Below are 16,714 nucleotides of genomic sequence, written 5' to 3'. Positions count from 1 at the left end.
TTTACTATACATTAGATTGATTAGTGCGTAAAGGTTTTATTCACTCATCTTCATCCTTTAAGAGCTCTGATAGCATTCTTTCACGATTCTGTAGAAAATAGTGAGTGATCTGATAGTGATCTGTCATTTCATAATCAATGAAATCAATCTTCTCCTGATCAAAGCTAAAGATCTCCGCATCTGGGTAGCCTAGTAGGATAGGAGAATGAGTGGCAATAATAAATTGTGCGTTTTCCTTTGTGGCCAAATCATGAATCACCCTTAGAAAAACGAGTTGTCTGGCAGGAGAGAGCGCAGCCTCTGGTTCATCGAGTAGATAGAGAGCCTTCCCATCAAACCGATTTTTAAACAAAGAAAGAAATGATTCTCCATGTGATTGTTCGTGTAAGGATTGTCCACCATAACGACCATAATTATAGGAAGGATCATCTTCTTTTAATTGATCCAGATGTGAGGCAAATTGATAAAAGGATTCTGCTCTTAGAAAAAAGCCATTACCAGTCTTAGGCATCCACCCTAAACGAAGATAATCGCCTAATGCTGATTGGGAAGCATGCACATCATATACATTCCCTCTGCCTCCTCCCGCTGTATTAAAATCACACTTATCAGCAATTCCTTCTAACATCGTCGACTTTCCTGAGCCGTTTTCACCAACAAAAAAAGTAACGGATTTTGTTAGATTCAGTTCATCAAAATGCTTCATACATGGTATGGAGAAAGGATACTCATTATTATTTGAGATCTTTTCACGTAATAACTTGATCTTTTTTAAATACATTGTCCACCACCCCCTAAAAGAGTTTCAAGGAAGAATGAAGAGTTCTTGTAATCCATACGAAACTTCAAACGAAACGCATTCATTCCTTTTAGTTACCTCTAATGATACATGAAAACTATTTAAAAGTGATAAACAGACAAAACGACGAACGTTCTAGGATAGAACGTTCGTCGTTGACTTAATAGTTAGGGATGGAAAAGTCTGCGATGCAACCATTACATTTTAATTAATTTTTTTAATCATCACTTCACTAATACTCCTTTTACCTCTTTAACAGTGATGAAGAACGACCAGATTAAAACAATTGTTATTAGACTAACACCAAAGAAAGGAATGATACCGGGTAAGAGTGCGAATAAATACCACAGTCCAATCGTTCCCACTAGCATAGTAACTGTTGAAATTGGATGAATGATTATTCTAATGAATGATGTTCTAATTACTTGAAATGCTTTTAATTCGTAGTGAACATAGACCGGGAATGCGTTAAGACAAACTAATATGAAAATGAAAAATAATATCAGGATTGGATAATAAAGAAGCTGTAGGAATCCCTCTGAGAAATACAAGATGCGAAGATCAACATATAGAACAAACCCTATAAATAAAAGGATAAAACCCAGCTTATTACTTTTTATGAATTCACTTTTATAAAATGTCCAAAATGTTTTTAAAATTGGCAACTCGGTTTCACCTTTTTTCCACTTTCTAATCAACGCAAACGTTGATATTGTCGCTGGAAATAATCCTAGGATGACTCCACCTGCTAATGAGAACGCAATCCATAGAATGTTTACATAGGCGAGTCTAGTAATCCATGTGGACACCTTATAGATGACTCCAAATGGGCCGTTTAACTCCATTTTATCAACCTCCTCTATTTGCGTACGATTATCGATGTTCCGCTCTAAATTGACCTGGTGACATCCCGACTGCACTCTTAAAAACTCGACTGAGATTTCGCTCTGAGTAGCCTACTCTTTGAGCAATTTGTATGATGTTCATATCTTTTTCCTTTAGTAATTTCTTTGCTTCATCTATCTTACATTGCTTTACGTAATCAACAAATGAAATACCTGTTTCACGTCTAAAAAGTCTACTTAAATAAGACGGGCTCATCCCTACCAATTCAGCACATTCCGTCAAGGAAATGTTCATGCCAATGTTCTCTTTTACATGCTGCCAAACCTTTTGAACGGCAAGCCTTCCACCAAGGTTCTGACTTTCCTCAACAATGTCATCATACAAGGGGAATAACACCTCGATAAACCAATCAACGATTTCCTCTGACGTTTTCCTGCTCTTTAATTGGTCAAACCAATTGTTTTCCATGATTTCAAGTAAGCTGATTCCTTGTTGTTCAATTGAACGAATAATTGAGGACAGTAGTACATGATAGCTTTGATAGATGAGGTTATAGGACTCAGATGCCCTTACCACATCAGCAAACTTTTTTAAGGACTGTTTCGTTTGCTCTCGTTCCCCTTTATTAAGGTAATCTACAATCTCTATTTCAAGATCCCGTGGGTAGAAAAACATCGTTTGTTTTTTAGCATTTTCATTATGATCGTAATAATTGATAGGGGACGATGTTTTATACATACGATATTGTAAGGCTAATAGTGCTTCTTGATATGATTCTGAGGTCTTTGTGACCCCAGAATATTCGCTTCCAACCCCTACAGATACATCAAGAGACAAGCATTTTTTCACTTCTTCACAGGTATGTTCCGCAAAACGGTTTAAACGTTCTCGATTGATGACTCCATTCGCTCGCTGATCATTGTTATATACTAATGCGATGGTTTCTAATCCATCTCCACTCGATACATAGCCAGAAAGTCTATATTTCTGAAGAAGCTCTTTCATAATGTTCGCTATTGCAAAAGTGGTAAGCGACCATTCCTCTGGCAGGAACTTATATGCCTTTTCTGGTGTAACAACGATAACCGTGTACATTTGGTTTTCCTCTATCTGGAGAGCCTTGCACTCCGATTGTATTCGGTCTCTATCCCATATCTCCCCTTTAATTACTTTACCAATAAATTGTTCTCGTATATTAGGCTCCATGACTTTTAAATGCTTATTGAGCGATTCAGCTTGCTCGTGCATATAATGAAGACATTCTGTAATGTATTCAAACTCATTTGAAGACCCCTCCGGAATATGTTGCTTTTCCACAAGTTTCTTACCTTGTTGAATTAATCTTTCTACCGGATTGTAGACAAACCTGGAACAGATATAAGACAAAATCAAGCCGACAATGAGGAAAATGATCACGGTATAAAAGATGACGAATTTTATCCATCCTAACTGCTCGGCAATCGTCACTTCACTTAGAGACGTGATATAAACTCGATCTAATAATGTTTTACTAAATAGATGAAGCACGGCCTTTCCATTTACATCCTCCCCATAGATAATACCTGAATTAGATTCAATCTTAGATATTTGCTCATATATTGGGTCTGATGAGACATCCATGCCATACCCATCTACCTGACGAGAATTGAACAGTTCAACACCACTTGATTCCACAATTCGATACGTAAGATAATCGCTGTTCTCATAGTGCTTTTGAAACTCCTGAGTAAGTGTCTCTTCTTTTACATGAGTGATAATTGCGCCTTGCGCTTGGGTTGAGCCAACAACCGGAAGTAGTCGGATAAATGAAATCAATCCTCGACCACTCCCATCAGGTAAGTACATCCAACTTGCTTGTTTATCCAAAGAAAAGGCATGGATTATATCATCGTTATAAGCATAATGCTCTCCTTTTACAGAGCCATAATCCGTAGAGAGAATCATCTTAAACTCATCATTATAATAGATCATTTCTTGTATTGGTGGATGGACATTCTTACGAGTAAGCATAGAATCCAATATATCTCCTTGAAATACATAGTCTTCTTTAAAGTTTTCTCTAAGAAACGAATCACGTACCATTGAGCTATTTGAAAACTGTAAGGAATCATATTCAATGGTTGCCAGTCGATCCTCTGTGCTATCCATAAATGATGTTAATGATGTCATGTATTGAGATTTTAGCTCATCCGTGAGATGTGACACAGATAATTTGTAATAAATACTCCCAATTAAAACAACAGGAACACACACACATAAGAATACTAGCCAAATAATACGTCTAAAATAAGCCGTTCTATTTTTAGAGCTTCCAGTTAATTTGTGCCTCATGATATAGACAGAACCTCCCATATTCTTAATATAGGTAACTGGATTACTAGCATATCTCCCTCCTTCCCGACATGTAATTTTTCACCAGATATGATGGATTCAGCTTTAGTAAGCGCTTTCAAATCTTGTGAATATACATTGATTTTCACATCGTGGATGGGGAGGTTTCTACTTAAGGGACGTCTTCCAGCACCGTTTACTAAATGGATCAATAGCTGCCCACTTTCTTTTTTGAAGACTGAAACTTGAAGACCAGGAGCATGAGTTACCTCCACACGTAAGTTAGGACCCACTGCTTCATGCACAAGATTGTCTAACAAAGTATAGTGCTCATTTAATCGATATTCATTTATCAGCATACTGAGTGAGAATGTGAGGAATAGAATCCTTCCTTCTCCACTTTTTTTGTGTACAATGAGGGGGATATCGGTTCTTTCAACAGCAAGTGATGCTCGTTCTGGTGGCGCTCCAACACTTTCAAGAGGCGAGAATGGCGGAACTAAAGTAGCTAAAACCTCTGAATTTCCATCTGTCCGACAATACATTGTTGTCCCACGATGGGCAATAAGCTCGGTCTCTTCTAATCCCCTTTGAAGAGTACTCCCTCTTTTTTCAAAACGAAGGTATGATGCATTCAGTTCTTCACTATACTGAATGTCTGGCTCAATGCCTATAAATTCTTCAGCATTTACACCTTTAGGTAGTCCTTCTATTATGAGGCCTCCACCATTTGATGTATACAACCTTAATGCAGCGTATAATTCTTCTGTCCATTGAAGCGTCTCTGGAACAATAACGGCTCGATATTGACTAAGATCGCGTTTTATAACCTGTTCAGGCAGTAGTACATCAAATGAAATTTGTTTTTCCAACAAACCGTCTGCCCAACCTTCACCCGACGAGGCTGCATTCCAAATTAAGGCTACTTCGTTATAGCTTTGTGCACCCTCCATAAATGGAGCAACTTTTTTTACCATATTGTTATGCTGCGTCACTACGTTTAGAATCCGTTTATCATGTATCGTATCAGGGATACCTGTTAGTGAATGCCAGATCTGACCGCCATTCGCAGGAATTTGACAGAGCCAGAATTGGTATTCGGCCGGTGGAAGCCCTGTATGTCGCCAATCCATACCAGGACTAGAATGAACTATCCCAAACGGATTTGGATAATCAGTTAAGGATTGTCCTAGCTTAATACTAAGTGCTGGTTTCCAAAACTCTGGGATGTTTTTTGATCCTAACGAAAGAATATCCTGAGGCTCAGTACAAAGCATATCTGCCGTTTTAGCTCTATCATATAAACTGTCTCTGTACAGATTATAATAAAGAATTAGTGGCAAATCGGCATCTTTCTCTTTTATTTGGGAATATAGTTGATCAATATTGTCTTTCATACATTTGGTTGCCCATTCCGGATGAAATTTAGACTTATCATCTGGAAGCTCTTCGCCATACAAGGTTCGATATTTTCGTTTGCACGTCTGACAATAACAGGCTATAGGGCCAGGGTTATTAAGAAAAATGCCATCAATTGGGTACTTGGATAGCACTTCATTTATAACTGGTATAGCAACTTCGTGTGAACGATATGAACTATTAATACACGTTGACATTAAAAGCGACCAATTACCTGGCCTTTCCGTGCCAATCACTTGCGGTTGATTGCGCTGGTCTCTTACAAACCATTGTGGATTCTTTAGATAAATGGAATCCTCTGCCTTACTAAAATCAAACCTAGCAATAAATCTCATCTTCCGTTTGTGAAGTGCATCAATCATACTCGCTAACAAATCTTGACCAGTAGGCAAATAGTCATTTAACGTATGATTCTGGACCTGGGTCGGATACCAAGCATAAATCCCTCCTACATTAAACACCACAGTATTAGCACCCATTTCGTCAAGTTGCTCTGCTAATTTCTCAGGATCAATTTTGCTGGTATCCTTCACCTGTAAATTCGGCTGAATGACTCTGACGTTTTTCCTCCACCAACTACTACCTTCATTCATGTTAAACCTCCCATGCATTTGCTATGCTTAAGTTTTATTGCGAACCGAAGCCAAATTGACTCCGGTTCCAATTGCACATCAATCGTTAAACATTCTATATTCATCGCCTAATTCTGAGAACGCTTCCATCATTGCCGGAGAATTATTAATTGATTCAATATAATCTTCGTACTCTTCAATACTAATTTGGCCTACTATAACGCGTGTGACCATCGTTTCCCACTCATTTACATGCTTCGCCCATTCATTCAGCCACGCGTCTGAGTGAAGACCTGTCATCGGATCAATGGTTCCTATCTCATCAAAGTGCTCCACCTGTTCTTTTTTGGCATCGTTGTATTCCTTACTACCTGATGCACTTTCTACTTTTCCCCACATAGCATAAGCAAGAACGCCTGCTCCTTTAGCTGTTGTATTAATTTCCTGCTCTCCTAGCTCATTTAATACCTTTTGTCCGTCTATCACTTCATGATGAACGCCTTCTATTCCGTAATAGGATAAGTCTGTAATTTCTTCTGAAGCTGTATGCTCAAGGTAATCTAAAATCTTGATTACTTTTTCTTCAGGCACCTTTTTAGAGATAAAATAACCTCCAGAAACACCTGTTGCAAGGTTAACTCCTATTCCGCCAGGTCCCTCCAGTGCAAGATTTACAATTTCCGGATCGTCCTGCGTTCGCGAAATTGCATCCTCATACTCTTTATCCCACCAAATACTCCTTGCATAGGAGACAGCTCGCCCACTTTTGTATAATTCTTCGGCTTGGGTTAACTTCATGACCGAAAATTCTTGTGCTAATAATCCATCAGCATATAATTCACTAAACCACTCCACCATATCTGTGTACATTGGAGTCAATTGCTTTGGAACCAATCCACCGTCGTCTGTAAAGTAAGGCTCCATGGCACCGAATGCAGTAGCAAAGGCATCCGTTCCGTCTGCAACAATTGTTCCATGTCCAATAAGTCCAAGTGTGTCACTGCCTGCCGGGTCCTCATCAACGATTTTCTTTAAGGCATCCTGATATTCGTCGATGGTTGTTGGAACCGGAATATCTAATTGATCCAGCCAATCCTTCCTCATCTTAACTCCAATATCAATTCTTGACCGAGAACGAGGCAAACCATATAATTTCCCATCAACAGATAAGTATTTTTGCCAATCGTCAGCGAGGTTATTTTTCAAATTAGGATAGTCGCTATAATCCCCAAGGAATTCATCAAGCTCCCAGAAAGCGCCGTTTTTTATTGCATTTACTAGTGGAGGACGGACATTTGGAGATGAGAGCACTTCTGGGAGGTCACCTGATGCCAAGACTAAATCCATCTTTGTATCAAGGTCACCGGATGGTACCCATTCAATATCTAACTCCGTGTTCGTTTGTTTCTGCCACTCAGTCCAATACGCGTTATCCATTTCAGGTAATTCATTATATAAGCCTGCAAACATTTGAATGTACAATGGTTCATCCTCTTTGTTATCACTACTGTCAACTGGATCAGAGGCATTGTTATTGCACGCAGCTAGCAACGTAACCGTCAACAGTGAGCTAAAACCTACCATTGCTTTTTTCCCAAAAATCGCTCCCATATTAAAATCCTCCTTTTTCAAAATGATTGGTTATCATTACCTGCCTTGACTTAAGTTTAGTCGAATGCTCATAAGATCAGGACAGACAATAATTGACTGGCGACCCCTTGTAAAGAAATGTCCGGTTGGTACCTTCTAGATCAGCCTTTTACCGACCCAAGCATCACTCCTTTAGCAAAATATTTCTGTAAGAACGGGTAAACTACAAGGATAGGAAGCATTGATAAGACAATAGATGCCATTCGAATCGTTTCCTGTGGAACCACGCTTTCGTCCCCTCCCGTATTTATACCGTTGGAGTCTGAATCAATAACGAGGGTTTTGACCAATACCTGCAAGGTCCACTTTGATGAATCCGTTAAGTAAACTAACGCATTAAAGTACGTGTTCCAATGAGCAACAGCAAAGAATAATGTAAAAGCTGCGATGGCTGGCATAGATAATGGAATGATAATTCTTAGGAAGACACCCATATCATTTGCCCCGTCTATTTTTGCTGCTTCCTCCAATTCAGGTGGAAGCGAATCCATAAAACTTTTAATAACGATAATACTCCAACCGTTTGTCAATGCCATTAAAATAAGTGCCCAGTAACTATTAATTAGCCCAAGTTCCCTTATTAGCAAATAGTTAGGCACAATCCCCGCATTAAAAACGAGAGTAAAAATCACGATTCCTAAAATATATTTTCGTCCAGGCATCGACTTCTTCGTCAGTGCATAAGCCATAGAAAAGGAAACAATGACATTTAATATGGTTCCTACCACCGTTACATACAAGGTACTTTTCAGTGCATTAATGAAGCTATTTGTTTGTAAAATATAAAAATAGGCATCGAGAGACCACTTTTCAGGAAACAAGTAAAAACCAAGCGGCACGTACACTTCAGGATCAGTAAACGATACACTAAAGACATAAATAAAAGGGAATATACTGATCGCTGAGATCAACACTAGGAAAACATAATTTAACCAGTCCCCAACTGTCATCCGTTTTGACGTGACAAAACTCAAATGAGACCCCTCCTTACTTTAATATTTTTATTAATAGATCCCCTCGTGACCCATCCGTTTAACGATATAGTTCGCACTCAAGACAAGCACAAGACCTACTACACCTTTAAACATTCCAACCGTTACTCCAATGCTTACTTGGCCCTGCAAAATTCCGTGTGTATAGGCATACGTATCAAACACCTCCGCAGTAGACATAACTAGCGGATTCATCATTAATAGAATTTGTTCAAATCCTACATCCGCCATATTCCCTAAGCGTAGAATGAGGAGGATAATAATCGTTGGTCGAATGGCCGGAAGAGTAATGTGCCAAATTTGACGAAATCGACTAGCTCCATCAATGACTGCAGCTTCATACCTTGAAGGATCAACTCCTGCAATAGCAGCGAGGAAGATGATCGTTCCCCAACCAAGCTCTTTCCAGATATTTTGGACCGTGATAATTCCCCAGAAGTAATTGGCGTTTGATAAAAATGAAATTCGTTCAAATCCTAATGAATGAATGAGCTTATTTAGTACACCAATATCAGTTGAAAGCATAAACGCAGTTAAGCTAGCTACAACAACCCATGAGAGAAAATGGGGTAAATAAACAATTGATTGATTGACACGTTTAAATAGATCGTGGCGCACTTCATTTAACATAATTGAGAGAACGATCGGTAATGGAAAAAAGAATATTAAGCTAAGTAAGTTAATCACAAATGTGTTACGTAGCATAATATAAAAATTTGTACTTCCGAATAACTCTCGAAAATGTTGTAGCCCTACCCAATCACTAGCCCAAAAGCCAACGTAGGCATTGTATTCTTTAAACGCAATCAGTAGCCCCCACATTGGACCGATTCTAAAGATGAGGAAATAGAGCAATCCAGGTAATAAAAGAAGGTAAATCCATTTATGCGCAAGAATGCGATTCCACAAATTCCGATTGTAGGTTGATATTCCTACACCCTTTGTCTTAAGCGTTCGCTCCAATATCATCACTCCAAACTCGTTAAGTTCTTTGTTCATTGAATACATTTACTCCACTACAATGGCCTCAAATAATTCTAAGTGATCAACTACTAAGATGGAGTATTCATCTTCACGATTGATGGGGTACATATTACCCGTTGTCAGTGATCGAGCTGACTCAAATGTCCCCTTCACCATAAGTTGAATGTTACTCACAGTAACCGTCTCGGTGAGAGGCTTGCCTTGAGTACCAACAGCATTTATTAAGTGAACGATGTATCCACCTGAATCTCTACTAGCGATTAAACATTCTACCCCACTAGGAGCAAGACATTTGATCGTTAAAGAGCCACAATATTGTTTGACTAAACCCGTTATGAGCGATTTATATTCATGAATACCCAACAAATGGTAGAGTTTATCCGGGCTCCAAGGTAGGTATGCGACAGAACCTTCTCCATAGGAATGAAGGGTTAATCCAGGAAATGTCGAAACCTCTTCCCAATAGGCAAATTCCGGCGTAGTATTACGTACACTTGGTATGCCATATAAATCTTCACCCACTTGCTTGGAAGCACCTTTTCGTTCCTTAGTATTTAGAAAATCGCCTGTACACATAAGTACATCTGTCTCTGGATACTCCTCTAATAAAAATGAATCCTCAACCTTAAGATAAGAGTAAGAATCTTGAACGACTTCTCCCATTTCCCTGCCGATGCATTCTAGCACTTGTTTTGATCTTCGTAGCCCTTCGCCATCATATAAACCTGTTTCAAAGGTTGCGATGATGTGGCCACCTGATTCAACATACTTATCAATCACGGCAGCCTCTTCATCACTAAGTGCAGCAATATTTGGTAGAAGAAGGCAGGAATAGGATTGGAGCCTCTCATTCGATAGACATCCCTCATGAAGGACTGTAAATGGAATGTGACTTTCTACCATCATTTCGTACATACCACGGTAATGGGCTTGCCATCGCTCTGAGGGATTTTCTCTTCCGTAATAATCTGCGGAACGCTGAGAATATAAAATGGCGACATCTGCCTTCGGCTTCATAGTCTGGTATTCCTGTTCGAATGTTTTTAAATAGTTGAAAATCTTTTTTATAATCGGTAAAGATTGCTTATCGTCCTGATCGAAGGCTCCACTAAGTGCGACAAATGGTGCCCCTCCATTTGCTGCAATTTGCATAAGATCATAGCCAAACTGTACCGCAGGTTGAGCAGAGCGACGACTATATATGGATTTTGAGTAACTTAAAATGATGGATGTTTGTTTTAGATGGTTGCCTATTTTTACTTCTTCTCCAGCCCAATACAACCACTTCGGATACGGACGATCCACAAAATGAAAAGCCTCACTTGTAATACATCCATTGCCCTTAGAAAATGATGAGGTGTACCAACCACTTTCTCGAATACCTTTGTATGAATCAGAGGTAATATTTGTATCGATGGTTAGTACCGTTCCAGGTGAGACTTCGTCTATGAACTCAGCAAGTCGTTCATTATAATCTGCATGGTGCTCATACCGATATTGAACATACGCTCGCCAGCTGGGGCTTTCCCAATCCTCATGCAGAGGTAGATCAAACCCTGTTTTAACCTTGAACAAACTTTGACAACGCTTACAAAAACACTTCAAATAGTTAAAGGCATTATAGAAGATACCATCTGCTTGATACTTCTTTAACAATTCCTCTACCACTCGAAAGTTATAATTCTCCCAATAAGGTCCTGTTGGGCAAGTTGTTAGCATCTCCCAATGCTTTATAACACGCCCTTCTGCATCTCTCCGGAACCAATCTGGGTATGTTTCTAATAAATGAGGGTAGCTTTTACTAACATCCATCCTCACAAGCACCTTGATTCCTGCTTGGTGAGCAGCTTCTATGGCCTCGCCTAAAAAGTCTCCTTGCATGAACTCATTCGTTTTTTGATAAGCGTTTGTAGTCGGATACCAAGCCACTATCCCTCCACCATTAATCAATAATGCATTGGCGCCATATTCTTTTACCTCATTAATTAGACTGTGGACATCAAGATGATTAGCGTCAATCTTCCTTAGGTTAGGTTGAATGAGTCTAAACCTCGTTTTCCAAAAATCAGAATCCTTTTGGTACATCTGTTGGTCCATGTGTTCACCCCTTACCTCATTTGAATGACAAAGGCTTCATATCGCTGAAGCTGATCCAATTGAAATGTTATTGTCGATTGACCTGTCTTAAAGTCAATTTCTCGCCCATCAGTCAACCGAGTCACACGATGTGGTGTTTGATCTACATCTAATTGAAAATGAACCTGATTGATAGGAATGGGTTCCATGTAGGTAACTCCATTAAATCCTGAAAGATTCAGAGCCTGCACCAGCATGTCTCCATTTCCAGTAGAATGAATAAAAACCTCTACATTGCTAGTCGCATCCGTTTTAAGAATAGAGCGAGGTGCAACCTCCTCCAAAACATCTAGAAATAACCGTTTATGTTCCTCGTACCCATGCAGGCTATACAACGTACCAGGTTGCCAAGTGATGAAAGCATTTATTCCATTATTCGTTTTGTGAACGCCAGCACCACTATATTCGCTGATCATGTGGCCATACGCTCGCTCGGGTGGCCCAAATGAAGATGGAGAAATATACGGATATTTTTTATCCACAGAATCCATAAAATGAAGCATGGTAAACGCCCCATCAATAAACACCCAATTTTCCGCTCCATCCTTCTCATCTCGAATAAGGAGGTAGGCTGCATCATTATCTAAGGTGCGATTAACATATTTAGCATTAAAAAGTGTACGAAGGAACTGTGCATGATGAGCATGTGTAAAGGATTGGCCGGTTGCAATAATCCTCACACCTTTTCTGTGTAACCTAAGTAACACGTTTAGCTGCTCACTCTCCCATTCTTGAATATCAGGGACGATGATAAGTTGAAATGAAGCTAACTTATCTTCATTGTTTATACATTCGTGTTGGCATATGACATCAAAAGGCTTATGTGATTCTTTTAGCATTTTGAAAATACCTATATATTCTTTATCACTAAACGCATTCGGTCCTGATGGTTTAATTAGCGCCGTTTCATGAACAGAGATTAATTGGCCAAAATGAGCTTCATTCTCTTTATGAAACTCAAAGATCTCTTTTACAATCGGGAAATTTTTATTATCTGAATAGCCATCAAAGACCCCTATAATGCAGAAATCTAGACCTGAGCCACTGGCTATACTTTCATAAAGTCGAATACTGACCTCTTCTTTTGAAACACCCATAAAGCGATACTGTAAATCCACCGCATTAATGCAGCAATTACTAATCAACTTATCATCCCATGTATCTTCTACTGATTTTACATTTTCTGATGAAGAGTAAAGCCAAACGGGATGAGGTCTAGTTAATTTTGTGTTTGATTCCTTTCGCACAATATCAACCTTATAATCGTTATATGTGCTAATGGCGATGTGAGGATTGATTTTCTTCACCACAGCATGAATACGATCTAGCATGTCTTGAGTTGTTTTCCATTGAAAATCCTTATATTTTTTGTATGCTTCATTGGAGAGATCCTTTGATACAGGTAGATCCATCTGATACATCTCTTTAAAACGAGTCCTGCAGTTATCACAATGACAGATCCCGTAATCATTGCTACTGTAATCACTCGTTTGGTAGCCAAACATATTAAAGAAAATGCCATCAACCTCATACCGGGTTAAAACCTCTTCTATAATCTTTAAAGAGTAGGTTTGCTGATAATAACCATTAATACACGTATGAACAATGCCATGATAATTAACCTCATGGCCTTCAATCGTTCGGTAAAACCATTCTGGCTTTTCCTTATAAATTTTTTCATGGGCCTTACTAAAATCAAAACGAGCAATAAATTTTATCCCAGCCTCATGTGTCTTTTTAATCACCTTTTCAAGAAGATCCTCTCTGAGGAAAGGAGTTTGATACTGATAGGCTAGGTCGGTCGGATAAAAAGCAAAAATGCCACCCGCATTCATCATCAACGTATTAGCAGAGAACTCTTCTAAGGTAGAAACCAACTGATCCACGTCTAATGTAGCATCTACCTCACGCAAATTGGTTTGAATCATTCGTAAGTTATTACGCTCCCACCAAAACATGATATCCTCCCTTCTAGTTTCAACAATTACCATAAGTGTCTGCGAACCTACTTACTCGTATAGCTTAAACAATGCGTGCGTTCCACGATCCTCATAGCCCTTTTCCGCTAAATCACGATAGAGCGCCTTAGCAAGTTCCAAGCCATATAGTTTTAATTCCATCTCTTCGGAAGATTGAATGGCGATGCCCATATCCTTGATAAAATGTTTTACATAAAAGCCAGGATCGAAATTTTCATCAATTATTCTTGGACCTAAATTGCTTAACGACCAGCTTCCGGCAGAACCGCTTTCAATACTTTTTAGAACAGTCGTGGGATTCAATCCAGAGCGTTCGGCATATTTGATAGCTTCACAAACACCCATCATGTTTGAAGCAATTGCTATTTGATTACTCATTTTGGTATGCTGTCCCGCTCCGGATGGACCTTGATGTACCACATTAGATCCGAGCACCGAGAAGATTGGTAGAACTTTTTCAAAGATATCCTTCTCCCCACCTACCATAATAGAAAGAGCTCCATTTCGTGCACCAACATCTCCACCTGAAACAGGCGCATCTAATGCGTGGCAGTGGTACCTTTTCGCCTCATCCTCAATGTCGTTGGCTAACTTCGGACTCGAAGTTGTCATATCTATAAAAATAGTTCCTGGCTTTGCCGCTTGAATTAAGCCATCAGCACCTAAGTAGATCTCCTCCACGTCTGCTGGATATCCAACAATGGAGATTAGCACATCACAATGTGTTACAAGCTCAGCAGGTGAGTCGTGCCAGACAGCACCCTCTTGTATGAGCTCCTCTGCTTTTAATTTTGTTCGACTAAACACTTTTACAGGATAATTGGCACGTAACAAGTTGCGGACCATGCTCTTCCCCATAACACCCGTACCGATAAATCCAATGGATTGTTTTTGTTCCTTCATAGCATCAGCTCCCTTTCTGAATTAGCCTAAGCTTACTGTCTTACCATGACGGCTTAAAACAGACAAAACTTGAGATATGCCTTTGTATAACGGCTTTAAAGGGAGAGGACAAAAATTGTCTTGGTTAGGCGCTTGTAAAATTAAAGAAGATAAAATTAACAAACGAAAAATAACCCTGATGCCCAGGGTCAAAGTATGAATAAGTTACTTTCTATTATTTCCATTTAAGTCATGCACTCGTTCCAAAATCTTTTTATATGTCAATTTCAACAAGAAATATATTTAGGTTGCATAATCCTTAGAATAGTGTATTATTTACTTACCGGTAAGTAAATAAAGGAGGAGATCATATGCGCGATAAGGAACAAACACACAAGCAGATTATCGAAACGGCCTTTTCCATGTTCTCGGAAAAAGGGTTTGATCAAACAAGCATGGCTAACATCGCAGCGGAAGTGGGAATTACAAAACCCGCTGTTTATTACTATTTCAAATCAAAGGATGACCTGATTAAAGGGCTTTTCGACATCATTGCTAAAGAGATTCAGTCGATCACGTCTATCGATTTAAAAGAAATGAACGATATGGATCTACGCACGGTTTTATATAGCTTAGGGAAAAAAGCCATTTCCCTTCAAAAACAAAATCTGCAGTTTAATCAATTGTTTAATCAATACCTCTTGCTAGCCTCTCGTGACTCTTATTACTCCGAAAAAATCACAGAAATTCAGCAGAAATTCTTTAATACCTTTTATGATCTGTTTAAGCATGCGGTTAAAATGAAAGCAATCAAGGATGAAAACATTTTAATTAAGTCGCAATTGCTTGGCCTGGTCTTTGATAACATTACAAACTTCATCTTAACTGATACGAAATTAGACTTTGAACTGGTGTGGCGTGAAGCTGTAGATAATACACTAAGAGGTATAGAGTTATGAGCAGTAATCTAAACAGTCATCGTATAGAAGGATTAGACTTTGCTCGTGCACTTGCAATGTTTGGAATGCTCGTGATGAATTTCATGGTGTCTACTGGAGCACAGGGCAACGGTGCACCTGCTTTGGTCTGGTTCACCAACCTATTTGAAGGAAGAGCTGCAGCTACTTTTGTTACGTTGGCTGGTATCGGGATCTCATTGATGACGAGGAAAGCTCGTATCACGTCAGAGCAAGAAGTGATTCAACGTGCACGAACCTCTTTACTAAAGCGGTCCCTCTTCTTATTTGTACTCGGTATGCTATTATACAGCATTGGTTGGTCAGGAGACATCTTACACTATTATGGTTTTTTTATGTGTGTTGCAGCTTTTATTATCCTAACCTCACCAACGTTTATTATCGTACTCCTTGCGACTATTTCCCTTGTGGCTCAGTTCTGCCAAATCTTCTTTAACTATATGCATGGATGGAGTCCAACTCAGCCCTTTTTAGATTATCTTGATTTCTGGACCGTGACAGGATTTCTTAGAAACTTATTCTTCAATGGATACCATCCTGTTTTCCCGTGGATTGGCTTTTTACTTATAGGCATGCTAATCGGTCGACTGAATTTAACGGATGCCAGAATAAGAAAAATTATACTCATTGTGAGCTTAAGTATGCTTACAGCAACAGAGCTTTTATCTAAAATCTTGGTCCACCTTTTTTCACCTTCCATTCTAGATATGGAACGTGCGCTTTTCATCTTTGACACAGGTCCATTCCCACCGAATCTATTCTATCTACTCTCTAATTCAGCCTCTGCGCTACTGGTAATTATGTTATCTATTTACATCGTTAACAAATGGTCAAATAATCTTCTCATTCGTTCACTTATCTACACAGGCCAATTAACATTAACCCATTATGTAAGTCACGTTGTCATTGGAATCGTTGTACTACTGATCTTTGATAAAGTCGTTCTGTTTAATGGATATGTGGCCCAACCACTTTTGCCTATTTTTATTTATGCTTGTGTGTTCTTCATCGTGAGTGTCATCTTCTCTGCTTTTTGGAGAAGAAAGTATAGTAGAGGACCAATCGAAATGTCAATGAGAAGATGGTCGTGATGCAATTGCATTTGGTTACAGTTCACCCCCCTTTGCCTCTTAGCAAAGGGGGATTC

General features: G+C 39.1%; 12 protein-coding genes. 2 read left to right on the top strand and 10 right to left on the bottom strand.

From position 1 onward, the window contains the following. Positions 1–40: 40 nt before the first annotated feature. The 10 genes from JNO66_RS12145 to JNO66_RS12100 form a co-directional block, all read right to left on the bottom strand. Positions 41–781, bottom strand: a complete 741-nt coding sequence (locus JNO66_RS12145) for an AAA family ATPase (protein ID WP_203088560.1) — start codon at positions 779–781, stop codon at positions 41–43. 242 nt (positions 782–1,023) lie between these two features. Further along, a complete protein-coding gene (locus JNO66_RS12140; RefSeq protein ID WP_203088559.1) occupies positions 1,024–1,644 on the bottom strand; it encodes a YesL family protein in 621 nt (206 codons plus the stop codon). A 28-nt stretch (positions 1,645–1,672) separates the two neighbouring features. Then, on the bottom strand, positions 1,673–3,997 hold the full coding sequence (locus JNO66_RS12135; protein WP_210340863.1) for a helix-turn-helix domain-containing protein: 2,325 nt from the start codon (positions 3,995–3,997) through the stop codon (positions 1,673–1,675). After that, a complete protein-coding gene (locus tag JNO66_RS12130; protein ID WP_203088557.1) occupies positions 3,973–5,988 on the bottom strand; it encodes an alpha-amylase family protein in 2,016 nt (671 codons plus the stop codon). Before JNO66_RS12130 ends, JNO66_RS12135 begins: the two co-directional genes overlap by 25 nt. Positions 5,989–6,066: 78 nt before the next feature. Continuing rightward, entirely contained in the window at positions 6,067–7,578 is a 1,512-nt protein-coding gene (locus JNO66_RS12125) for an extracellular solute-binding protein (RefSeq protein ID WP_203088556.1), read from the bottom strand. 140 nt (positions 7,579–7,718) lie between these two features. Then, positions 7,719–8,591 (bottom strand): carbohydrate ABC transporter permease, encoded by an 873-nt coding sequence (locus JNO66_RS12120; RefSeq protein WP_203088555.1) that lies wholly within the window; start codon positions 8,589–8,591, stop codon positions 7,719–7,721. Between the two features lie 30 nt (positions 8,592–8,621). Continuing rightward, the gene (locus JNO66_RS12115; protein ID WP_203089336.1) at positions 8,622–9,578 is read right to left on the bottom strand and encodes an ABC transporter permease; all 957 of its coding nucleotides are present in this window, start codon (positions 9,576–9,578) and stop codon (positions 8,622–8,624) included. A 39-nt stretch (positions 9,579–9,617) separates the two neighbouring features. Next, positions 9,618–11,690, bottom strand: coding sequence for an alpha-amylase family protein (locus JNO66_RS12110; RefSeq protein WP_203088554.1), 2,073 nt, complete (start codon positions 11,688–11,690; stop codon positions 9,618–9,620). 11 nt (positions 11,691–11,701) lie between these two features. Continuing rightward, positions 11,702–13,687 (bottom strand): family 10 glycosylhydrolase, encoded by a 1,986-nt coding sequence (locus tag JNO66_RS12105; RefSeq protein ID WP_203088553.1) that lies wholly within the window; start codon positions 13,685–13,687, stop codon positions 11,702–11,704. Positions 13,688–13,738: 51 nt separating this feature from the next. Further along, complete coding sequence (locus JNO66_RS12100; protein WP_203088552.1) at positions 13,739–14,611, bottom strand: NAD(P)-dependent oxidoreductase; 873 nt, start codon at positions 14,609–14,611, stop codon at positions 13,739–13,741. 350 nt (positions 14,612–14,961) lie between these two features. Here JNO66_RS12100 and JNO66_RS12095 point away from each other — a divergent pair, with 350 nt between their 5' ends. Together JNO66_RS12095 and JNO66_RS12090 are read left to right on the top strand one after the other, a co-directional pair. Then, the gene (locus JNO66_RS12095) at positions 14,962–15,549 is read left to right on the top strand and encodes a TetR/AcrR family transcriptional regulator (protein ID WP_203088551.1); all 588 of its coding nucleotides are present in this window, start codon (positions 14,962–14,964) and stop codon (positions 15,547–15,549) included. Continuing rightward, positions 15,546–16,658, top strand: coding sequence for a DUF418 domain-containing protein (locus tag JNO66_RS12090; protein WP_203088550.1), 1,113 nt, complete (start codon positions 15,546–15,548; stop codon positions 16,656–16,658). Before JNO66_RS12095 ends, JNO66_RS12090 begins: the two co-directional genes overlap by 4 nt. Positions 16,659–16,714 lie beyond the last annotated feature (56 nt).

It is taken from the genome of Alkalicoccobacillus gibsonii, from assembly GCF_016798245.1.
Classification (GTDB): domain Bacteria; phylum Bacillota; class Bacilli; order Bacillales; family Bacillaceae_D; genus Alkalicoccobacillus; species Alkalicoccobacillus gibsonii.
Note: the sequence above shows the minus strand (reverse complement) of the source record. Positions and strands in the feature narration are given on the sequence as shown.